General features: G+C 51.3%; 19 protein-coding genes and 1 tRNA gene. 10 read left to right on the top strand and 10 right to left on the bottom strand.

Features of this window, described 5'->3' with window-relative positions; translation table 11 throughout:
• Nucleotides 1-456: 456 nt before the first annotated feature.
• Entirely contained in the window at nt 457-1008 is a 552-nt protein-coding gene (locus tag H6G21_RS23760; RefSeq protein ID WP_190576789.1) for a hypothetical protein, read from the top strand.
• A 642-nt stretch (nt 1009-1650) separates the two neighbouring features.
• Here H6G21_RS23760 and H6G21_RS23755 read toward each other — a convergent pair.
• Nucleotides 1651-2124 (bottom strand): hypothetical protein, encoded by a 474-nt coding sequence (locus tag H6G21_RS23755; RefSeq protein ID WP_190576787.1) that lies wholly within the window; start codon nt 2122-2124, stop codon nt 1651-1653.
• 104 nt (nt 2125-2228) lie between these two features.
• Nucleotides 2229-2408, bottom strand: a complete 180-nt coding sequence (locus H6G21_RS23750; RefSeq protein WP_190576785.1) for a hypothetical protein — start codon at nt 2406-2408, stop codon at nt 2229-2231.
• Between the two features lie 224 nt (nt 2409-2632).
• Here H6G21_RS23750 and cobS point away from each other — a divergent pair, with 224 nt between their 5' ends.
• Complete coding sequence (cobS, locus tag H6G21_RS23745) at nt 2633-3400, top strand: adenosylcobinamide-GDP ribazoletransferase (RefSeq protein ID WP_347278065.1); 768 nt, start codon at nt 2633-2635, stop codon at nt 3398-3400.
• On the opposite strand, the gene H6G21_RS23740 is transcribed toward cobS, so the two are convergent.
• From H6G21_RS23740 to H6G21_RS26115, 4 genes are all read right to left on the bottom strand, one after another.
• Entirely contained in the window at nt 3337-4242 is a 906-nt protein-coding gene (locus H6G21_RS23740) for an ion transporter (protein ID WP_190576783.1), read from the bottom strand. The genes cobS and H6G21_RS23740 overlap by 64 nt on opposite strands.
• A gap of 31 nt (nt 4243-4273) precedes the next feature.
• Nucleotides 4274-5452: an NDP-sugar synthase gene (locus H6G21_RS23735; protein WP_190576781.1), complete on the bottom strand. Its 1179-nt coding sequence runs from the start codon at nt 5450-5452 to the stop codon at nt 4274-4276.
• A gap of 282 nt (nt 5453-5734) precedes the next feature.
• Nucleotides 5735-6589, bottom strand: a complete 855-nt coding sequence (locus H6G21_RS23730) for a segregation/condensation protein A (protein WP_190576779.1) — start codon at nt 6587-6589, stop codon at nt 5735-5737.
• Nucleotides 6590-6651: 62 nt separating this feature from the next.
• Nucleotides 6652-6777, bottom strand: coding sequence for a hypothetical protein (locus H6G21_RS26115; protein ID WP_277875329.1), 126 nt, complete (start codon nt 6775-6777; stop codon nt 6652-6654).
• 262 nt (nt 6778-7039) lie between these two features.
• Between H6G21_RS26115 and ylqF the strand changes: the two genes are divergently transcribed.
• Entirely contained in the window at nt 7040-7888 is an 849-nt protein-coding gene (gene ylqF / locus H6G21_RS23725; protein WP_190576777.1) for a ribosome biogenesis GTPase YlqF, read from the top strand.
• 180 nt (nt 7889-8068) lie between these two features.
• Here ylqF and H6G21_RS23720 read toward each other — a convergent pair whose 3' ends face one another.
• A complete protein-coding gene (locus H6G21_RS23720; protein ID WP_190576775.1) occupies nt 8069-10030 on the bottom strand; it encodes an ATP-binding cassette domain-containing protein in 1962 nt (653 codons plus the stop codon).
• 510 nt (nt 10031-10540) lie between these two features.
• On the opposite strand from H6G21_RS23720, the gene H6G21_RS23715 reads away from it, so the two are divergent.
• The 3 genes from H6G21_RS23715 to ctpC all read left to right on the top strand — a co-directional run bounded on the left by H6G21_RS23715 (nt 10541) and on the right by ctpC (nt 13804).
• On the top strand, nt 10541-10753 hold the full coding sequence (locus H6G21_RS23715) for a hypothetical protein (RefSeq protein WP_190576773.1): 213 nt from the start codon (nt 10541-10543) through the stop codon (nt 10751-10753).
• A 238-nt stretch (nt 10754-10991) separates the two neighbouring features.
• Nucleotides 10992-12218, top strand: a complete 1227-nt coding sequence (gene ispG / locus H6G21_RS23710; RefSeq protein WP_190576771.1) for a (E)-4-hydroxy-3-methylbut-2-enyl-diphosphate synthase — start codon at nt 10992-10994, stop codon at nt 12216-12218.
• 248 nt (nt 12219-12466) lie between these two features.
• Entirely contained in the window at nt 12467-13804 is a 1338-nt protein-coding gene (gene ctpC, locus H6G21_RS23705; protein WP_190576769.1) for a carboxyl-terminal processing protease CtpC, read from the top strand.
• A 62-nt stretch (nt 13805-13866) separates the two neighbouring features.
• Here the strand turns inward: ctpC and H6G21_RS23700 are convergent, their stop codons facing one another.
• Nucleotides 13867-14088: a hypothetical protein gene (locus H6G21_RS23700; RefSeq protein WP_190576767.1), complete on the bottom strand. Its 222-nt coding sequence runs from the start codon at nt 14086-14088 to the stop codon at nt 13867-13869.
• 123 nt (nt 14089-14211) lie between these two features.
• On the opposite strand from H6G21_RS23700, the gene H6G21_RS23695 reads away from it, so the two are divergent.
• Together H6G21_RS23695 and H6G21_RS23690 are read left to right on the top strand one after the other, a co-directional pair.
• Complete coding sequence (locus H6G21_RS23695) at nt 14212-15600, top strand: type IV pilus twitching motility protein PilT (RefSeq protein WP_190576765.1); 1389 nt, start codon at nt 14212-14214, stop codon at nt 15598-15600.
• 179 nt (nt 15601-15779) lie between these two features.
• On the top strand, nt 15780-16205 hold the full coding sequence (locus H6G21_RS23690) for a hypothetical protein (protein ID WP_190576763.1): 426 nt from the start codon (nt 15780-15782) through the stop codon (nt 16203-16205).
• 13 nt (nt 16206-16218) lie between these two features.
• On the opposite strand, the gene H6G21_RS23685 is transcribed toward H6G21_RS23690, so the two are convergent.
• Entirely contained in the window at nt 16219-17781 is a 1563-nt protein-coding gene (locus H6G21_RS23685; protein WP_190576761.1) for a TAXI family TRAP transporter solute-binding subunit, read from the bottom strand.
• Between the two features lie 76 nt (nt 17782-17857).
• Nucleotides 17858-17931 (bottom strand) — tRNA-Asp (locus tag H6G21_RS23680).
• Between the two features lie 172 nt (nt 17932-18103).
• Here H6G21_RS23680 and H6G21_RS23675 point away from each other — a divergent pair.
• Nucleotides 18104-19300, top strand: coding sequence for a homocysteine biosynthesis protein (locus tag H6G21_RS23675; RefSeq protein WP_190576759.1), 1197 nt, complete (start codon nt 18104-18106; stop codon nt 19298-19300).
• 53 nt (nt 19301-19353) lie between these two features.
• Nucleotides 19354-20253: an alpha/beta fold hydrolase gene (locus tag H6G21_RS23670; protein WP_190576757.1), complete on the top strand. Its 900-nt coding sequence runs from the start codon at nt 19354-19356 to the stop codon at nt 20251-20253.
• Nucleotides 20254-20407 lie beyond the last annotated feature (154 nt).

Raw genomic sequence — 20407 nt, 5'->3', positions numbered from 1 at the left:
GCCGCTAAGGCTACTTTGGCTTTGAAGTCGGCGCTGTATTGTTTGCGTTTATTGCCCATGAAATACTCCTATCACAGTTTGAGTTTTCAGAGCTTAACTACCTGTCCAGTTTTTGGGGTCCACCGTAGTTTACTGTTCAGGGCTGTCTTGTCTAGTAGAGAGCAAAGACTTTGCCGATAGGGTGAATGTTGACATCGCACCAATCGCTAAACTGCGTAATCAACTTTTGCGTCGTCCTGCCAGTACGCTTGGTCTGGTCTTTAGTCGAACAGGATTTACTGATCAAGCCCGCCATCTCTCCTACTTTTCATTGCCTCAGACAATTCTGCTTTGGAGTGGAGAAGAGCTAAAATATGCTTTAGAGCGAGAGTCGATCTGTGAACTGCTCCTTCTTAAATATCGCGTATGCGTAGAAGATGGGCTACCTGACTATGATGTTAGAGAGAGGGATATTCCATGACAGCTTACATTGTATGTGAGGGGGAGCGTGACGCACAACTATTGAAACGTCTGCTTCCAGAAGAATTCATTAGCAATGTTGAGATTGTTGCGGCGGGTGGACTCTCTGCTGTCAAATCGCTAGCTCGATCTTTGATTGTTCGCCGACAATCTCCTGTTGCAATCGTGGCGGATGCTGATGCAACTATCCCGGAGCAAGTTGAACAACGACTTAAAGATACTGAAGAAATTGTTGGAAACATTGCTGTGAATACACCAGTTAAAGTAATACTGGCTGTTCCTACTCTCGAAATCATTTTTTTTCAAGATGTTTCCCTACTTTCGCGTCTACTCGGGTATGTGCCTTCTCAAGATGTGCTGAGTCTGGCAGTGTACCAGCCTTGGCAAGCTTTAAAGCTATTGATTTCTCAATCGAAGAATTTTCAGACTCAGGCTCAATTGGTCGATCAACTCACAAATGAAGATCTTGAAGTTCTCCGTAAAGCTACAGTTGTTCAAGAGATCATTCAGTTTCTTCAGTCTGTGCGAGAAACCGCAGATGCTTTATGATACAGCTTTGAGTCACACTGTTAATGCTTAGTATTTGCAAAGTATTAGTCGTTATACTGACTACCCAGAGAGAAAAATATCTTTCTATTCTCTGTCTTTCTAGCATTTCAGCTTGCGTTTCAAAGCTGTGGTTATTACGATCGCTCTCCTGATCGCATCATCAATGTCATTCGAGACTCGACGCGGACTCATCGATCGAGGTTTTTGCGACATTGATCCGTTCGTTTTCCCAGCATTTGATCGATCGAGGTTTTAGCAAAAGTAACTGGCTCATTGCCCCAGAAAACCGTCCGCGAAAGCAGCGATCGGGGTAGTTGAGAGCGATCGTGTATTTTCTCAACCATCTTTGGGATGTAAAATTCGATCGGCTTTTCAAATTGTTTCGTGGGCAGTCATTTTCAGACAAAAATCTAGAAAAGCTTCATCATTGACCTAGCTTAAGGAATTCCAGCCGACGTGCGCATCCAGCCCTATGAGTCGTTAAAAGCACCCGCCTAACCCTCCCGTCGCCAAACAGGCAGTTGAATAATCCCAACATCGAAACCGTAGCCTGTGCAATCACAGACGAAATTTTAGAGGCAACCGATCGCCCCTTTAGGCACATCCCGGATGCCTAGCCTTGACCAGAACCTAGCAATTCCCTTAAAAATCCACCCCATCCTCATCATCAAACTGAGGATCCCAACTCGCAGACAGCACATCCGCCACCACCGCCTCCAACGCCGCCGCATTCAACTGTCGATCGGATCTCGCCTGCAACGGATCAGACACCGGAAGCAACCGCAGCAACCAACTCTCTTGCACCAAATCAAAACAAGCCTGCTGCCCCTCGCCCCCAGCACCAGCCACCTGCCGCAACTCCAAATAGTCAAAACTACAAACATTGATATACAGCGATCGATTCGCCACCAACGTCGAACTCTGGGGGTCTGCAATCACCTCAACAATGCAGCCCTCCCCCTCCGACGCAACCTTGCCATCCTGGAAATAGAGATAGCGCACACGCCGCAAATCCGTCAGCAACCGTTGCATATCCCGCTTATCAACCACAAGCCCCCGATCGACAATACAAGGAGCAGGAAATCTGGCAGGTCGGGAAGAAGAATTTTGACTCATAGCAAGCCTGGGTGAACTAGATCCTTTAAGAACGTTTGACTGGGGGTGATGCAACTATCCCAAGGGAATGATCGATCGCAAATGGGGCCATCCATTGTTCTTCATCATAAGCAACCCGATCGGCCATCCAGCATAGGCTGCAACACCGAGATCTTTCCCACAAATTGCCTAATCCGATAGGACGATCGAGGGCGGTGCGTCAGTACCTTGAGCTGATCCAACAAAATCCAGGAAGACCCTAGAAACTTGAGTGAACGGTTGAGCCAACCAACGAAACAACCCATATGAAGAAGAGATTTCACGATCGAACAGAGCACACAGGACGAAGAAAACTAGTGAACAAGTTCCCTCAGTTATACTCAATTCCGCTCAGTTTTCACACATATTCCATACTTATTCAGGGGAGCGGGGCCAAAGTCTGCCACCCTGAGGCCAGCACAGCCATGGTAGTCTGCGAAAGGAGAACTCCCATCAGTTCCCCACACCGGAATTATCAACCTATTCACCCATGGCATGGATGCTCAGGGGAATCCTCCCAAAATTTATTAGCGCAGTCACCTTTTATACCTGCCTTCCCGTGCCCTCCCATTGGCCCCAAGATTTTCGGGGAATTGCCCAATTTGCACCGTGGGTTGGCCTAGGGTTGGGCCTAGGGCTAGGACTCCTAGACTGGGGCCTCCAGGGGCTGCATCTGCCGCTTCTCGCCCGATCGGGTCTCCTCGTTGGCGCAGGACTCAGGCTCACCGGCGGACTGCATTTGGACGGAGCTATGGACACCGCCGATGGATTAGCCGTTATGGATCCCGATCGCCGTTTAACCGTCATGGCAGACAGTCGCACGGGAGCCTTCGGAGCCATGGTAGCAGTCATGATTCTGGTACTCAAAATCCTAGCCCTCAGCAGCCTCCCCACAGGCCGCCCAATGATTTTAGCGTTGACCCTAGGCTGGGCTCGCTGGGGACAATTGTGGGCGATCGCCGCCTATCCCTACCTCAAAGCCCAAGGCAAAGGAGCCTTCCACAAAGAAGCGATCCAATCCCGCTGGCAAACCGTGCCCAATTTGCTACTGCTGATCGCCCTCGGCGGATTCCTGTCTGTCTTCCATCCTGCCCAATCCCGCTTAGCCCTGGGCCTCACGATCGCAGGCCCCCTCACCGCCTACCTCACCGGAGCCTGGTTACAGCACAAACTCGGCGGCCAAACCGGGGACACCTACGGCGCGATCGTCGAATGGACCGAAGCCTTGCTATTCTGCGTCGCAACAGCCTTGGGATAGGCGCGATCGCGGGGCAGATCCAACTCAGGTTCTCCATCCGACACAAGCGGTTCTGGGCTAGGAGAACTCACGGGCAACTCCGTTCCACAGACCTTACAAAACCTTGCATCGGCATCATGAATTGACCAACCGCACTGCCGACAGATGATTTGCACTTGATCCCCTGTCTTCACCAGCCGCCGGACTAAATCGCCCAACTGCCAAGGGATAAAGATCAATCCCGTAATACTCATCAAAATCGTCAAGAACCGTCCCATTTGGGAAATCGGCGTAATATCACCAAAGCCAGCCGTAGTAATCGTTGTAACGCAGAAATAAATCGAATCTAAAAACGTTGCAAACGCTTGGGGATTACTTGTGTGTTCAACCTGGTAAATCAAACCAGCATAGACAAAAATAATCGAAAAAATCGTAAAGAGAATTCGAGTAAAAATCGCAACATCTTCGCTACTGACATAGCCAAAGATCGTTTTCCCTCCAAAAAAGCGAATCAACCGCAGGATCCGAATCCAACGGAAAATTCGCAAAAAGCCCCCATTGGAATTTCCCAACAGAAATGGCACGATCGCCAGTAAGTCAATGATGGAGTAAATACTAAAAACAAATTTAACTTTGCGATCGCTACACCAAAATCTCAACCCATACTCCAACACGAACAATCCCAGAATCGCCATTTGACCCTGGTCTAGCCAAGGTTTAACAGATTCTGGGAGAGCATAGGTTTCTGCCACAAAAATCGCTGAGGACAGCAAAACCAATCCGGTAATCAGCAGATTGACGACTCGCCCGATCGGGGTTTCGATATCCTCAAGGTAAGATGCGACACGCTCACGGAAGGTCATACAAAATAGGAGCTAACGCTAACGACATCACCTATAGTTGAGCCAGTTGATCCTCGACACCGAGTAACTGCGCGATCGCCTGTCGTTCGATCGAAGGATCCGTGGGCATCTGTTGCCGTGCATCGGTAATCAACCAGTCCAAGGACGCCGCCTGCACATCGATCGTGGCCCCGGTTTTGTCCACACAATAGCGACCGAACACCAGTTTATCCACCAACCGCACCCCTGGCCCCAACCGGGAATAATCAAAGATCACACTGTTATCAACCGTAGCACCGCTGCACACCCAGCAGTTCGGGCCAATCATTGACGGGCCAATAATCGTCGCCCCATCTTCAATACAGGTCATCGCCCCGATATACACCGGGCCTTGAATATTGACCTTATCCCAGTTCACAGCCACATTCAGCCCCGCGTAGACCCCAGGCCGCACCTCCCGACCCGGCACCGAGACATTTTTCACTTCGCCATTGAGGACAGCCCGCACTGCATGCCAATAGTCTGGAACCTTCCCAATATCTACCCATTCAAAATCCATGGGCAACCCGTAGAAAGGAGCCCCCATTTCCACCAATTTTGGAAACAACTGCCCACCGATGTCATACTCCTCACCGGAGGGAATGTAATCTAAAATTTCAGGTTCAAAAATATAAATCCCAGTGTTGATGTCTGTGCTGAGAGCTTCTTCCACGGAGGGTTTTTCTTGGAAAGCTTTGATCCGACCCGTTTCATCGGTCACCACCACCCCATAGCTAGACACCTCTTCGCGGGGCACTGTTTTCATAATAATGGTCGCGATCGAGCCTTTTTCCCGGTGCCACTGCACGGCCTTGGTTAAATCCAAGTCAATCAAGGCATCCCCGCAGAGCACCACAAAGGTATCGTCAAAGAAGGGGTGGAAATCTTGAATCCGCTTCATTCCACCAGCGGATCCTACCGCTTCACCCACCAATTCTCCATCAATAATCCGCCCTTCAAAGGAGTAGCCAATTTCCACCCCAAACCGTTGGCCATCTCGGAAGTATCCTTCAATTTCCTTGGCTAAGTGGCTGACATTCACCATGATTTGGTTAAAGCCATGCTGTTTCAGCAATTCAAGCAGAAACTCCATCACTGGCTTTTGGAGGATCGGAATCATCGGTTTAGGCACAGTGTAAGTGATGGGGCGCACCCGTGTTCCTTTACCTGCGGCCAGAATCATGGCTTTCATAGATTTATCTCTCTCAACCAACACCAATCAAATGATTTCCCATTACGCTGCCAGGATTCCTGAAAGTTGTGTAACATTTCTCTAGAATCCTCGCCAATTGTAAAGTACCCAGATAAGATTTGGCCTTCACGAAAGTATAAAGACTCTATTAAGGCCATCTTTTAAGGATATCTAAAAAAGTAGGCGATGGAGGGGGGATAAAAACCCTCAATCAATACTTATTTGCAACTTATTTGCAACTTATTTGCATAGATTGGCATAAAACTATGTGTGATCGGGCCACTAATCCGGTAGAGCCACCGCCATGGCTTCTTCCAGGTTGACATCGCGCAGTTGCAGCAAAGTGCGCACCCGCAGATCTTGATAGAACGATTCCTGGGACAGTTCCACCTTGGACTGGGACGTGAGCAACAGCAACGCCCAGAACACACCCACCCGTTCGTGGGTTCGTTCATCGGTGACAATGTGGCGGTGGAGTTGTTCTGAACTCTGTGCTCGGGTCGCTAGCCAAAATTCCAGCAGCAAATCAAAGTCGATCCAGTCCTGACCCCGCGATAGGGTATCCCAATGTTCAACAAAAAATTCCTCCAGCATGACGGCCATTTCCGTCAGATTTTCCTGGTGGGCCAGTTGGGCGATCGTGCGGATGGCCTGCGATCGGGAGTGAGGTTTGGGACGGCGGACTTTTTTGCGTTCGCGGGGGCCTTCTTCTAGGGCAGCGGCAATGATTTCCAGTTGGTCGATCAATTCCTGCAAGGTCACCCGTCGCCGTTTAGGGGGTTGGGCCACGGCACGGCGGCGCAACCGACGCTCCAAATTCATGGGCAAGGCCGCGAGTCCCAAGCTGTCGTCGTCAAAAAATTCCCCCTCTTCCAAGAGGCCATCGTCGGCAGGTTGCGCCGTCGGATTCATGCTGTCGGCCTTGAGCAATAGCAGCATGGAGGCGTAGAGAAAGGCTTGGCCGGATTGGGACAGGTTGGCTTCGTACTGGTTGCGATTATTGGCGGCAAAGGGCGATAGGTCATTCAAAAAGCGATCGATGACATCAATGACATTGACATCCCAGGGATCAATTTCTCCCGTTTCTGCTAAGTCAATCAAAAATGCGATCGCGTCCCGCGCTAGGGAAAGAGCCATGAATTGACCTGCCAAACGATAAGGGGTGGACGAATTGTGGACGAATGAAGAAGGAGGCTAGATTAGCGAAGTTTAATTCGGGAGAAATAAATCGCAGCGGCGGCGATCGTGCTGAGTAAGACCAGCGGCACCCACAGACTCCAAAGGCTGTGCGGATCGATGAGATCAGCAGGCAGATTAGCAGACATTGTAATGGAGGATCCTAAAAATGGATGGGGCAGATTATTGAGTGTAGAACATTTCTACCAGTTAGGTGCTCCTCAAATCAGGTTATTGGGGGGATTGCTCACAATTTTCACAGCTGTTGGATGCCGCCTGAACCACAACTTCGATCGCTTCTAGTTCGATCTCCCCAAGGCAGAAGGGCGCTGGATACGATCGATAAGCTGATACGCTAAAAGACTGCCATCCCGCATGGTAATTTCGCCCAGCTTGCCGAGTCTATTCAAAATGTCCACACCTCCGATTCAATGGTATCCCGGCCATATTGCCAAGGCCGAACGGCTCCTCACCGATCAACTCAAAAAAGTGGATGTGGTGTTGGAAGTGCGCGATGCCCGCATTCCCTTTGCCACCCATCACCCCAATGTGGGCCAGTGGATTGGCACCAAGGGACGGGTGCTGGTAATGAATCGCATGGACATGATTCCCGATGAAACCCGGCAACAGTGGCAAGCTTGGCTGAAGGAGAACGACATTTCGCCGCAATTTACCGATGGTCACGGCGGACGGGGGATCAAGGAACTGGCCGGAGCCATCAAGCAAGCCGGAGCCGCCATCAATCGCCGCCGCAAGGAACGGGGAATGTTACCGCGTCCCATCCGCTGTGTGGTCATTGGCTTTCCCAATGTGGGCAAGTCAGCCATTATCAATCGCCTGTTGGGCAAGCGGGTAGTGGACAGTGCACGACGGGCAGGGGTGACGCGGGCACTGCGCTGGGTGAGAATTTCCGACCAAATTGAATTGTTAGATGCACCGGGGGTGTTGCCCAACAAGCTGGATGACCAAGATGCGGCCATTAAATTGGCAATCTGTGACGACATCGGTGAAGCGGCCTACGACCACCAGCGGATTGCAGCCCATTTCATCGATTTGCTGAAAACGCAGCACCAAGAACAACCGCTCACCGATCGCTACGAAATTAACGCCAGCGACATCACCGGTGAAGACTTTGTGCAAGACCTCGCGGATTTAAAATTCCACGGCAGCAAGGATCGATCGGCCAAACTGATCCTCAATGATTTCCGTGTAGGTAAACTGGGGGCGATCGCCCTGGAACTCCCGCCCGCCACTCCTTAGCTCGATCGCTTTGCGTGGTGCGGCTCGATCGTCGGGGCTGCTACGCAGCAAAGATCGGGGAACTTCTCCCCGCCCCCCTGCCATGTCAGGGGACTCTACTCCCCCGACACCCCCCGAAAGTGAATTCTGCGTCCCAGTACAGGGGATTTGTGGGGGACAATTTTGTTTATTGCACTCGCGCTATGCAAACTCCGCTAACTCCAGCCAACGTTCTGTACAACGCTCAATTTCCGTATTGAGAAAGGCCAACCGTTCCGATAACTGTTGCACTTCGCTGTATCCCGCTGGAGGATTTTCGTACAGCATTTTTTCAATCTCAGCCTTTTCCGCTTCCATTTTAGGAATGTCGGTTTCCAGTTGTTCAAACTCCCGCTTTTCCTTGTAGGACAGCTTCCGGGGTTTATCCGCTGATTTGCTAGTCGTCGGAGCGTTGGGCGTTGCGGCTTCTGCCCGATCGCTGCCGACCGCCTCCACCTTCCCCTTGGCTGGCGCGATCGCCTCCGCTTCGTTCACTTCATCTTTTTTGTAGTCCAGATAAACGGAATAGTTGCCGGGATAGCGTTTGATATTGCCGCCCGGTTCCAGGGCAAAAATCGAATCCACCGTGCGATCGAGGAAATAGCGATCGTGGGACACCACAATCACACAGCCCTTAAAGTCCTCTAGGTATTCCTCCAACACCGCCAACGTTTGCACATCCAAATCATTGGTCGGCTCGTCCAAAATCAACACATTAGGGGCCGCCATCAACACCCGCAGCAGAAAGAGCCGCCGCCGCTCGCCCCCAGACAGTTTCCCGATCGGTGCATACTGCTGATTCGGCGTGAATAAAAAGCGCTCCAACATCTGCGACGCCGTAATCACCGAGCCATCCGCCGTCTTGACCAACTCCGCCACCGTCTTGAGGTAGTCAATGACCCGTTGATTATTGTTAATCCCGCTGTCTAAATCCTCGGAGTGCTGGTCAAAATAGCCAAACTGAATCGTACTGCCGATCTCCACCGTGCCCGCATCCGGTTGAACGCGCCCCGTGATGATATTCATCAGCGTCGATTTGCCTGCGCCATTGCCGCCAATGATGCCAATGCGGTCTTCGGGGCTGAACTCGTAGGAAAAATCTTTGATCAACGTGCGATCGCCGTAGGCTTTGCTAATCTTCGCCAGGTCAATCACCTTTTTGCCAATGCGCCGTCCAGCGGTGGAAATGTCCACCTTGCCCTGGCCTTGTTTAAATTCCGTTTCCCGCATGGCTTGGATGCGATCGATGCGAGCTTTTTGCTTGGTGCTACGCGCCTTGGGGCCTCGCTTGAGCCATTCCAACTCCCGCCGCAGCACCCCCGCAAACTTGCGTTGGGAACTGGCAGCGGATTCTTCTTGGGCTGATTTCTTTTCTAGGTAGTAGGAATAGTTTCCGTCGTAGGGATATAAATCCGCCTGATCGATTTCCAGAATGCGGTTGGTCACCTTGTCCAGAAAGTAGCGATCGTGGGTGACCAGCAACAACGCCCCCCGGTACCGCGCCAGGTAACTCTGTAACCAATCCACCGAATCCGCATCTAAATGGTTCGTCGGCTCATCCATCAGCAGCACATCCGGTTCCGCTAACAGCGCCGTCGCGATCGCAATCCGCTTACGGTACCCGCCGGATAAATCACCGACCTTGGCCTCAAAATCTTGGATCCCCAATTTACTCAGGATGATCTTGGCCTTGGTTTCCAATTCCCAGGCACCCACCCGATCCATTTCCTGCATAACTTGGGAGAGTCGCCCCATAAGTTGATCATGGTTAAGCAAATCGGGGTGATGCCCGACCTTGGCTAACTGCTCCGAGAGTTCCTCATACTGCTGCACCAACGATGCTTTGTCTCCGCTATCTGCAAAGACCTGCTCCAGTACCGTTCGAGTCTCGTCCACGGGCGGTTGTTGGGGCAGATAGACCACGCGCAGGCCATTTTGAAACTCGATGGTCCCACCATCGACGGGTTCAAGTCCCGCAATCATTTTCAACAGCGTGGATTTTCCTGAACCATTGGTGCCAATTAGGCCCACCCGATCGCTCGGCTCCAAGCTGAAGTTGGCATCCCGCAATACTTCCTTAATTCCAAAGTCTTTTTGAATCGATCGCAGCGTCAGAATGCCCACAAAAAAAGAAACCTATGAAACTGAATGGGTGCTATACCAACCTATCACTCTTGCTGAATTTCTCGCAGACCCTACCGACCACAGCCATGGTGCTGAGCCCAGAAATTGTTGCAGCTCAAAAGTTTCTAGCTGAGACAGTTTCAGGTTTTATCGGGAAATCATGGAATATATTCTAGAAACATTGCCAAATCCTCAAAATCTCTACAATTTTGTAGTCTGTTTTATAAAATTTGGGAGGGTTTACACCGTATATCTGTACATACTTATCAAAGAATTTCCTGAAATCACTGACTGTCAAGATTTGAAGCAACTCTCCATCGGATTATCCTGATCGGGCTACCGTGCAGAGACTTTACGTAGATGAAACGTCTGTTCGCTCCATCGCTTCTTGAAAATGGCTGGAACCTTGAGTCCCTTCGGCAATTAGATTTTCCAGCAATCAGTCTTTAAGTCCCAATTTTTTAGTCATTGATCTAATTTTGTCCTATCCATTGTGCTTGGGGTGTTGCTATGACCAGTATCCGTGAAATTGTTCAACAGGCTTTGGCAACAGGGTTACTTTCGATCGAAGCCGAAGAAAAACTACGGCTCCTCTTGAGTCACAAGTATGACGAAGACGATCGGGCAGCCTTTATGCAGTTGCAGTCCGCTGCCATGAAGGGCTTGGTTCAGCAGGAATCTCGGCTGCAGGTAGACCTGAAAGCATCCCTGGCCGCTGCCTAGGAATCCCCCCACGTTTACCCGTACCCCACGTTTACCCGTACCCCACGTTTACCCGTACCCCCACATTCACCATCAACTCCCCTCAATGGGCGTGATCGCGCCAAGGCCCGATCGTCGCGATCGTGACAAAAAAAGTTCGACTGTGCTGCTTAACGCAGGCAAAAACGCCCTTTCTATGGCAATCTTGAAAACAGGAAAGATTCCGTTCCCTTTGCTGTAAGACACCCATAGACAGCGTATGCAAACCTTGCCCAATCCCATTGCAACGGCGACATCGGTCAGCCAATATTCCACGGACACCACCATTCATCGTCGCAAAACCCGCGCAGTGCCTGTGGGCAGCATCACGATCGGCGGAGGCTACCCGGTAGCAGTGCAATCGATGATTAATGAAGACACCCTCGACGTAGAGGGATCGGTTGCCGCCATTCGTCGCCTGCATGAAATTGGATGCGAAATCGTCCGGGTCACCGTCCCCAGCATGGCCCACGCGAAGGCAATGGAGGAAATCCGAGCCCAGTTGCTCAAAACCTACCAACCCGTTCCCCTGGTCGCCGATGTCCACCACAACGGCTTAAAGATCGCCCTAGAAGCCGCAAAGCATGTGGATAACGTGCGGATCAATCCAGGTCTCTACGTGTTTGAAAAGCCCCAGGAAGGCCGCACAGAATACACCCGTGAAGAATTTGACGACATTGGCCAGAAAATTCGGGAAACCCTAGAACCGCTCGTGACGACCCTGCGGGAGCAGAACAAATCCATGCGAATTGGGGTCAACCACGGATCCCTGGCAGAACGGATGTTATTTACCCACGGCGACACTCCGGAAGGAATGGTAGAGTCAGCATTGGAATTCATCCGCATCTGCGAATCCCTTGATTTCTACAATATAGAACTCTCTCTCAAGGCGTCTAAAGTCCCCGTCATGTTGGCGGCAAACCGCCTCATGGTGAAACGCATGGATGAGCTGGGCATGGCCTATCCGTTGCATCTCGGTGTTACGGAAGCGGGGGATGGCGAATATGGCCGGATTAAGTCCACAGCGGGGATCGGCACCCTGTTGGCGGAAGGCATCGGCGATACGATTCGCGTTTCCCTAACGGAAGATCCCGAAAAAGAAATCCCCGTATGCTACGGCATTTTGCAAGCCCTGGGATTGCGCCGCACCATGGTGGAATATGTCGCCTGCCCCTCCTGCGGTCGCACACTATTTAACCTGCAAGAAGTGCTGCAAAAGGTACGGGAAGCCACGAACCACCTGACTGGGTTGAACATTGCCGTCATGGGCTGTATCGTCAATGGCCCTGGGGAAATGGCCGATGCGGACTACGGTTACGTCGGCAAGCAGGCCGGCACGATCGCCCTATACCGAGGCCGCGAGGAAATCAAGCGCGTTCCTGAAGCAGAAGGGGTGCAGGAATTGATTGCCTTGATTCAAGCCGATGGTCGCTGGATTGATCCCTAGGTCACCCACTCAACCTGAACTGAAGCACAGTTAGTGGCTAATCAAGCAGTTAGTTGCTGATCAAGCTGATCAAATAGTTACTGATAGTTACTGACAAAGCGGGCCAATCCCCCGCTTTTTTTGTAATCTTTTTTTGCGCATCCCCTGGGGGCGTGCCTACTTGGCACAATTTTCACAGCATGCACTCAGATTCTTCGCTATGCTAGATTGAACACAGTTTTTCAGTCCTTCCTTAGAGTCCCATTGCCATGGTTTTGACAAAACGTGCACTGGTTTTAGGTACCACTGCGATCACCATCAGTGCCGTGACCATTACCGGCGCGGGAATCCATCTTTCTAAGGGATCTGCCTTTTTATTGAAAGATAGCTCTAAGGAAATTGTGGATGAGGTTTGGCAGATCATCGACAATACCTATGTGGATGGCACCTTCAATCAAAACGATTGGAAAGCTGTGCGGCGGGACTATCTCGATCGTAATTACGCCACAAAAGAGGATGCCTACAAAGCAGTTCGTGAGATGCTGAAGCTGCTGAAGGATCCCTACACTCGCTTCATGGATCCCCAAGAGTTTAAAAACATGAAAATTGACACCTCGGGGGAATTAACCGGGGTGGGGATTCAGTTGGCGGCGGATGAGAAAACCAAGAAGCTCACCGTCGTCTCTCCGATCGAAGGCAGCCCAGCCTCCAAAGCGGGTATCCTCTCCAAGGACATCATTGTCAAAATTGATGGCCAATCCACGGAAGGCATGGATGTCAATAAGGCAGTCACCTTAATTCGAGGCACCGTTGGCACGGAAGTCATTCTCACGATTCAGCGCGGGAGCCAAATCCTAGACTATAAGCTCCGTCGAGATAAAATCGAAATTCATCCCGTTCGTTTCTCGGTGCAGCCGTCCAAAAGCGGGGATGTCGGCTACATTCGTCTCGTGCAATTTAGTGCCCCAGCCATTCGGGAAATGCGGGACGCGATTCAAAAGCTAGAGCAGAAGAAAGTCTCCGGTTACATTTTGGATCTGCGATCGAATCCGGGGGGATTGCTCAACGCCAGCGTGGAAATTGCCCGCATGTGGCTCCAGGAAGGGGCGATCGTCTCTACGGTGGATCGCCAGGGCGAATCCGATCGGCAATTAGCTAATAATTCTGCCTTAACCAATAAGCCCTTGGTAGTGTTAGTGGATGGCGGATCAGCCAGTGCCAGTGAAATCCTGTCCGGGGCGCTCCAGGATAATAAGCGCGCCAAGGTGATTGGGACAAGAACCTTTGGCAAGGGATTGGTGCAGTCAGTGCGGGAGCTACGGGCCGATTCCAGCGAATCCGGTTTAGCGGTGACGATCGCCAAGTATCTCACGCCTCTGGGACGAGATATTAACAAGCATGGCATCGACCCCGATGTGGAAATCAAACTGACCGAAGCACAACAGAAGGAGTTAATCCGCGATCGCGACAAAATTGGTACCCCTGCGGATCCTCAGTTCGCGAAAGCCTTACAAACGTTGACTGAAGAAGCCACTGCTAAGAAACCCGTCCGATCGGCGGAATCGAAAACCAGTTCATCAACGAATGACGCCTCAACTAACAATTAATTCAATAACAATTAATCTAGACTGGGAACTAGTTTTAGCGTGAAAAATGGACTGGGCAATCGCTAGCTTGGCTTACATTGGCCCGATCGGATGAGGCCAACTCGTTTGGCAATTGCTTCATTCCGGGAACTCAACGGCCCCCAGCGCTTCATTGGGGAGCCCCTTTCAGGCGTCTCACTTTCAAGGGATTCATAGTCAGCCGGATCGCCATGGAGATCAGACTCTGTCACGATCTCACAATGGCCTGTGGATTGCCGAACGATATACCAATTCTGAGAAGTCATAACGCAAACTAATTCGGGGCACGCTTGATACTTTGGATGCGACTCTGGGAAATCTTGTATCTATGGAATCTTTTTCTTGATTTTTCGCGATCGTATCTAGGGTTCTATCGTACCAGAGTACCTATGACACCAGAATCTCAGCGCCCATCCATTACGCCTCCTCCCGCTCCACGGGTTCCTCCGGCCCCCCCTCCCCCCATGCGTCCAGGCGGGACAACGGTGGTTATGGAACCGGAGTCCACTCGGGTCATGCCACCCTCGACCGACGCGACGGGAATTGTCACCAGTTCTCAGTACGATCGTTCAACCCAGACCCAGGCAACAGAAGTTAAAGCTGTCCCCAGTGCGCCTCCGGAGCCAGCTAAGGCGAATGGGGACTCTACCGCCATGAATCCCCCCGCGAAGCACCGGGCAGCGGCCTCGCCCTTCCAATCTGCACGGCCTCAGAATGGCTCACCAACCTTAGCGGAAATTGTTCGGCGGGCGTTTGACAAAGGCTATTCCGATGTTCACCTAGGCGTGGGCGAAATTCCCCGTTATCGCGATCGCGGACAAATGGAGCCGACGGATTGGCCTGTGACCGATCGTGAAACGTTCTATAGTTGGATGCGCGAAGTTCTCAGTGAAGAAGACATTGAGAAATTTGAGAAAACCCTAGATTATGACGGGGCAACCCAGTACGAGTTTGCACGGGTTCGGATCAATATTTTCGATGCGCTCCATGGCCCCAGTATGGTCATGCGCTTGATTCCCCTGAAAATCCTGACCATGGAGCAGTTAAATCTGCCACCTGTGTTCAAAGATATTTGTCACTACCATAAGGGGTTGATTTTGGTGACGGGGCCAACGGGTTCCGGTAAGTCAACCACGATGGCAGCGATGATTGACTACATGAATAAGGAAATGCCAAAGCACATTATTACGATCGAAGATCCGATCGAATTTGTGCATACCAGCCAAAAATGCTTGATTAAGCACCGGGAAGTTGGCATTAACACCCTCAAGTTTGACAACGCGCTGAAAGCAGCCCTACGGGAAGACCCCGACGCGATTCTGGTGGGGGAAATGCGGGATAAGGAAACGGTGAATACGGCTCTAAAAGCGGCCCAGACCGGGCACTTGGTGATGGGAACCCTGCACACCAACAGTGCTGTCAAAACCATTGAACGGGTTTTAGGGTTGTATCAACCGGAAGAACAACCAGCAATGCGTGTTGCGTTGGCAGAATCGTTAATTGCAGTGATTGCCCAAGGGTTGTGTCGGACGACGGATGGCAAGCGGGCTGCTTTCCACGACATCATGATTAACACCGATGCCATTCGAGACTACATCCGTCGGGGTGAACTGGATGAAATTGAAGGTGTGATTGCCCGTTGCGGCTTTGACGGCATGTGTACAATGAACCAATCGCTCTACAAGCTGTACGAAGAAGGGCGGATTACGGAAGAAGTGGCGCTGGAAATGGCTCCGAAGGTCAACGAAATGGCGCAAATGCTACGTGGTCGGGTGTAAGGCGATCGGATTTAATCCCATCAGAATTCCAAGTATTACCGCATTACCTGACCTGGTGTCTTTTTCAATGAAATGTTTGTACTTAGGGGACAGGGTCATACCTGTCCTTTTATCTTTCTAGTGTTATTTTTCAAATTAACATTGAAGATATTTTAGTCATCAGATCACTGATTAAAATTATGCTGAATGTTCTATTAATTGGCATTTTGATTGGAGTTGCCATTGGTATTGTTACAGTTCAATGGTTGGGGAGTACAACTCCTAAAAAACAACATTCACAGCATTCAGCCAATTTGCGCGTTCTTTTAGGAAAAAGTCGCTTTCAAGCATTGCGCGATCGGCCCCCAGCATCACCAGAATTACAACAGAAGTTAATTGATTTATTCCAGGGCGATCGTGAAGCCGCAGAACAATGGGTAGCCAAAGCGAGATTTGGCCGACCAGGAAAATCAGAAGCATACTACTGGTTTCGTGCCATTCAATTGCTTGAACAACATAGTTTTGAACAACACAGTTTTGAACAACATAGTTTTGAACAACACAGCCCTAGGATCGAGCCCCCATTGAGACACCCCATTGAGCAATCAGGGCATGATTCACCGTAGACCTAGGAAATTGTTAAATCTTTTCCCAGGCGAGGCGATAGGCGTCTAGGCAAGTGCGGAACGATTCTTGAGACAGCTCTTTATTGAGCAAACTGGTTTCAATTTCTTCCAGAATTTGAGCAAGTTCCTGCTGGTGAACTGTTTGAGTAGTACTAGAAGCGACTGGATTAGACGACGTAGCTTGGGTTGATGGCGGTGGGGTCGGCAGGGTCGATCGCTGGGATAGATTGACTAACTGTGCAATGTAACGATCGGCTAATTCTTCCGATGCTTGGGCTATTCGGCGATCTAGAACGGTTCTAGTCGTCGTGTAAGCTTCATTGAATGTCCGAAAGGATTCCTGGGAAATCGCTTCGTTAACCAATGCCGTCGCAGCTTGGTTAAATTGTTGCTCCAACTTCAAGAGCTTATCCCGGAGTATTTTTTGTCGTAGTTTGGGATCTACCTCGGTTTCCTCAGCCATTGCTTGAGTCGCTTCACGAATATAATCCTCAGCCAAGTTCTGTTGTTGCTGCCAGCGTTCTAGAAAGCGTTGCCAAATCCAAAGCATCGCCGCGATCGCAGGGGTACCTAAGGTGACAAACGTTGACCCATTTTCCAGAATAAACGAGAACAACGTAGGCTTATTGCGATCGTAATAGGCACGGGCACCCACATGCATCGGAATTCCAGTGCCAATGGCATTACTGGGCTGGCTAATGTTAGTCACGAGCGATCGCAATTGACTGTGTTCTGGAGGCAGGGCATTAGCAATATCCAAACGGTGCTCATCCAAGGTTTGGGTAATTTGGCGCACCCAGCGTTTATCCAGCGTCTTACTCGCGAGCAAAAGACGTTTAACAGCAACGGTCGGTAAAGGCTGGGCTGGAATCGCAGGATTCCCTTGATAGGCTCCCTGAGGGATAGTGGCCGTTTCAAAGGCCGGGTTATGAATTTGCAGAGCATCCGCTTGTTCGATCGGAATTAACTGCCCATGAAATTGCCGCACTAGCTTTTCAATGTAATCATTACCCAACGTTCGCACCCGGAACACCCCGTCAGCTTGGCGGGTTTCAAAGCCATCGGCACGATCGCTGAGCGGCGGTTGGCAAGGGGTAGTTTGTAAATCAACTGGATCCAACCCATAATATTGGGTCACTTCCTGAAACGATCGCTGTTCTCCACTGTCAGCTTGGAGCGCAATGGTTTGATGGGTTAAGTCCGTAATGTGGTGGATAGTTGAGTTAGGCTGCACAACCAGTTGGAAAATATCGCGATAGAGCACCGCGATCGATCGGGCATTAGAACTCGCGGGAATATCGGCTTGAGACGTTGCGAGGGCCACCTTACCCGATTCCAAGAGGTCTAAGTTCTGGGCACTGCCACAGGTCGAGATAACCTTAATTTGAAGATTGGGATGATTTTTAGCAACGGCTTGGGCGATCGCGCGGCTAAGGAGATAGCTTTCCCCAGATGGCGATCCGGCAGCCAACACCAGTTCATGAACCCGCTGGGCCTGCACACCATAAATCCCCAAACCCAGCAAAATTGCTAAGAACAGAGGCAACAGGAATTTCAGCGGCGACCAGTTAGACATCGCTTTACCAAGAATAAAACCTAATAAGCAAGTAATTGCTACATCAGTTTTATAATCAAGTTTTCCAAATTTTCTACGGGACTGACGGGGCTCGAACCCGCAACTTCCGCCGTGACAGGGCGGTGCTCTAACCAATTGAACTACAGTCCCTTGTGGTCTTCGGCCTCGCGGCCTCTCGACGAAATCTATAATGGCAGACTATCCAGGGGTTTGTCAAACATTTTCTGAATTTTTTTTCGATCGGCTGGATAGCCAGCGCTCCGGAGTCCGTGGGGGATAATGGGGGCACTACTCATCAGCTAGGCAATAGGCCAGGATTGGCATGCGATCGATCCCCGAAATCAACGAAAAAATTCAGGCAGGCAAGGCCGCTGTCCTCACCGTCGAAGAACTCAAAGCCCGCGTGGCCGAAGTGGGTGTCGCTCAAACCGCCCAGGAAGTCGATGTGGTGACGACGGGCACCTTTGAACCGATGGAGTCCTCTGGCGCAATTTTAAACCTGGGGCAAACGGATCCACCAATTAAGATTCGCCAATGTTGGGTCGATGGCGTACCAGCCTATTCGGGTTTTGGGGCCGTAGATTTATATCTCGGAGCCAGCCAATTAGCGGAGTACGGCAGCGCCAATGACAACATTGAGGAAGAATCACGGGATCCCAATCGGCGTTACCGAGGGGGCGGTCATGTGATCGAGGATCTGATTGCGGGAAAATCAGTGAGCTTGCGGGCGATCGGCCAGGTAACGGACTGTTATCCCCGGAGTTCCTTTGAAACCACGATTCATCGCGATCGGATTAACCAGTTCTATCTCTTCAATCCCCGCAACCTCTACCAAAACTTCATTGTCGGCGTGAACGGGGGAGAGCGCCCGCTCTATACCTACCTGGGGACGCTGCAACCTCAATTGGGCAATGCGGTGTACTCCAACCCCGGTGCCATTTCCCCGTTACTGAATGATCCCAAGCTGCAACTCGTGGGGATTGGCACCCGAATTTTTCTGGGCGGGGGAATTGGCTATGTCACGTGGGAAGGAACGCAGCATTTTCCGTTACAGAAACGATTGCCCAACGAGACGCCGATCGGCCCTGCGGCGACCCTCGCGTTGATTGGAGATGCGAAACAAATGGATACCCGGTGGGTCAGGGGCTGCTATTTCAAGGGCTATGGGGCATCGGTCATGCTGGGGGTCGGCATTCCACTGCCCGTACTGACGGAAGAGGTGGTGGCCCACTGTGCCGTGCAGGATAAGGATCTGGTCGCGCCGGTCGTGGATTTTTCGATTCCGCGCCGAGTCCGACCCACCTTTGGGCTGGTAAGCTATGCCCAACTTAAGTCTGGCAAGCTGAGTATTGATGGCAAGCTGGTACGGGTTGCGCCCTTGGCGAGTTTGTACCTCTCCCGACAAGTGGCGATCGAACTGAAGTCTTGGATCCAAAATGGGCAATTCCTTCTGACGGATCCCGTTGCAGAGCTTCCCCGCGATCGGGTATTTATTCCCCAAGACATGCGAGGGAACTAAAGCCTAGGGCTTCAAGGGTGGAGTATTGCGAGAATTGAGGGAAAAAACTAGCGATGCGAGCCAAAATTCGGGATACGGAAATCTTCTTTGATGTGGAAGGTGCGGGCCTCGTTCCTGAGGGCGATCAAATGCGGGAGAAACCCGTGGCCTTTTTGCTCCATGGCGGGCCGGGGGCAGATCATACGAGTTACAAACCCACCTTTTCCGCCATTGCCCATCACCTCCAGCTGGTGTATATCGATCATCGAGGCCAAGGGCGATCGGCGAGGGGCGATCGATCGACCTACACACTGGACAACAACGTGGAAGATCTGGAGGCCCTGCGCCAATATCTCGGCCTCGCAAAAATTGTCGTGGTTGGAGGATCCTACGGGGGCATGGTAGCCATGGCCTATGCGGCCCGCTATCCCCAGAACGTTGCTTACCTGATTGTCTATGCCACTGCTGCCCACTGCGGCTTCCTAGACCGGGCTAAGGCGATTTTGGCGATGCGGGGCACCCCGGAGCAACAGCAGATGGCAGATCGCCTCTGGAAGGCGGAATTTGAAACAGAAGCGCAACTCGCGGAATATTTCCAAGTCATGGCTCCCCTCTATTCCCAAAAGCCTCAGACAGCAGAGGGGGCTGCGGGACGCGGACGAACCATTTTTTCGGTGGATGCAATTAATGCAGCCTTTGGCGGCTTTCTACGCACCTTTGACCTGCGGCCAGAGTTACCCAACATTACTGCTCCGACCCTAGTCTTGGGTGCCCGCCATGACTGGATTTGTGCGCCAGAGTTTTCCGAAGAGATCGCCCAACTGATCCCCGGAGCCGTGTTACGAATCTTCGAAACGAGTGGTCACTTGATGCGATCGGATGCTCCCGCAGAACTCCTAGGGGCGATCGTGGGCTTTGTGACAGGCATCGATGACTCAGCAGTAGAGAACACAGTAATAGAGCACCCAGAATAGAGCAACCAGAGGGGGAGTGTTCAGATCAGGAAAACCCCCAAGCACGATGAAGCCTGGGTCAAGTCTGACCCAGGCTTGCCTATGGATTCCCCTAGCTGCTGTAGAAGGCGATTGCAGTCTTCAAGCAACTAGGCTGCTGTGCTCAGAAACAGGA

Origin of the sequence: Alkalinema sp. FACHB-956 (assembly GCF_014697025.1) — a bacterium.
Lineage (GTDB): Bacteria > Cyanobacteriota > Cyanobacteriia > Leptolyngbyales > Leptolyngbyaceae > Alkalinema.
The sequence above is the reverse complement of the archived record's forward strand: the minus strand, read 5'-3'. Positions and strand labels throughout refer to the sequence as shown.

Excerpts from the sequence above, each read along its gene's own strand:
- H6G21_RS23740 (WP_190576783.1), bottom strand. The coding sequence starts at position 4,242 with ATGACCTTCCGTGAGCGTGTCGCATCTTACCTTGAGGATATCGAAACC.
- H6G21_RS23700 (WP_190576767.1), bottom strand. The coding sequence starts at position 14,088 with ATGACTTCTCAGAATTGGTATATCGTTCGGCAATCCACAGGCCATTGT.
- H6G21_RS23760 (WP_190576789.1), top strand. The coding sequence starts at position 457 with ATGACAGCTTACATTGTATGTGAGGGGGAGCGTGACGCACAACTATTG.
- ylqF (WP_190576777.1), top strand. The coding sequence starts at position 7,040 with ATGTCCACACCTCCGATTCAATGGTATCCCGGCCATATTGCCAAGGCC.
- H6G21_RS23750 (WP_190576785.1), bottom strand. The coding sequence starts at position 2,408 with ATGGGTTGTTTCGTTGGTTGGCTCAACCGTTCACTCAAGTTTCTAGGG.
- H6G21_RS23715 (WP_190576773.1), top strand. The coding sequence starts at position 10,541 with ATGACCAGTATCCGTGAAATTGTTCAACAGGCTTTGGCAACAGGGTTA.
- H6G21_RS23685 (WP_190576761.1), bottom strand. The coding sequence starts at position 17,781 with ATGTCTAACTGGTCGCCGCTGAAATTCCTGTTGCCTCTGTTCTTAGCA.
- cobS (WP_347278065.1), top strand. The coding sequence starts at position 2,633 with ATGGCATGGATGCTCAGGGGAATCCTCCCAAAATTTATTAGCGCAGTC.
- H6G21_RS23735 (WP_190576781.1), bottom strand. The coding sequence starts at position 5,452 with ATGAAAGCCATGATTCTGGCCGCAGGTAAAGGAACACGGGTGCGCCCC.
- H6G21_RS23695 (WP_190576765.1), top strand. The coding sequence starts at position 14,212 with ATGACACCAGAATCTCAGCGCCCATCCATTACGCCTCCTCCCGCTCCA.
- H6G21_RS23675 (WP_190576759.1), top strand. The coding sequence starts at position 18,104 with ATGCGATCGATCCCCGAAATCAACGAAAAAATTCAGGCAGGCAAGGCC.
- ctpC (WP_190576769.1), top strand. The coding sequence starts at position 12,467 with ATGGTTTTGACAAAACGTGCACTGGTTTTAGGTACCACTGCGATCACC.
- H6G21_RS23755 (WP_190576787.1), bottom strand. The coding sequence starts at position 2,124 with ATGAGTCAAAATTCTTCTTCCCGACCTGCCAGATTTCCTGCTCCTTGT.
- H6G21_RS26115 (WP_277875329.1), bottom strand. The coding sequence starts at position 6,777 with ATGTCTGCTAATCTGCCTGCTGATCTCATCGATCCGCACAGCCTTTGG.
- H6G21_RS23690 (WP_190576763.1), top strand. The coding sequence starts at position 15,780 with ATGCTGAATGTTCTATTAATTGGCATTTTGATTGGAGTTGCCATTGGT.
- H6G21_RS23670 (WP_190576757.1), top strand. The coding sequence starts at position 19,354 with ATGCGAGCCAAAATTCGGGATACGGAAATCTTCTTTGATGTGGAAGGT.
- ispG (WP_190576771.1), top strand. The coding sequence starts at position 10,992 with ATGCAAACCTTGCCCAATCCCATTGCAACGGCGACATCGGTCAGCCAA.
- H6G21_RS23730 (WP_190576779.1), bottom strand. The coding sequence starts at position 6,589 with ATGGCTCTTTCCCTAGCGCGGGACGCGATCGCATTTTTGATTGACTTA.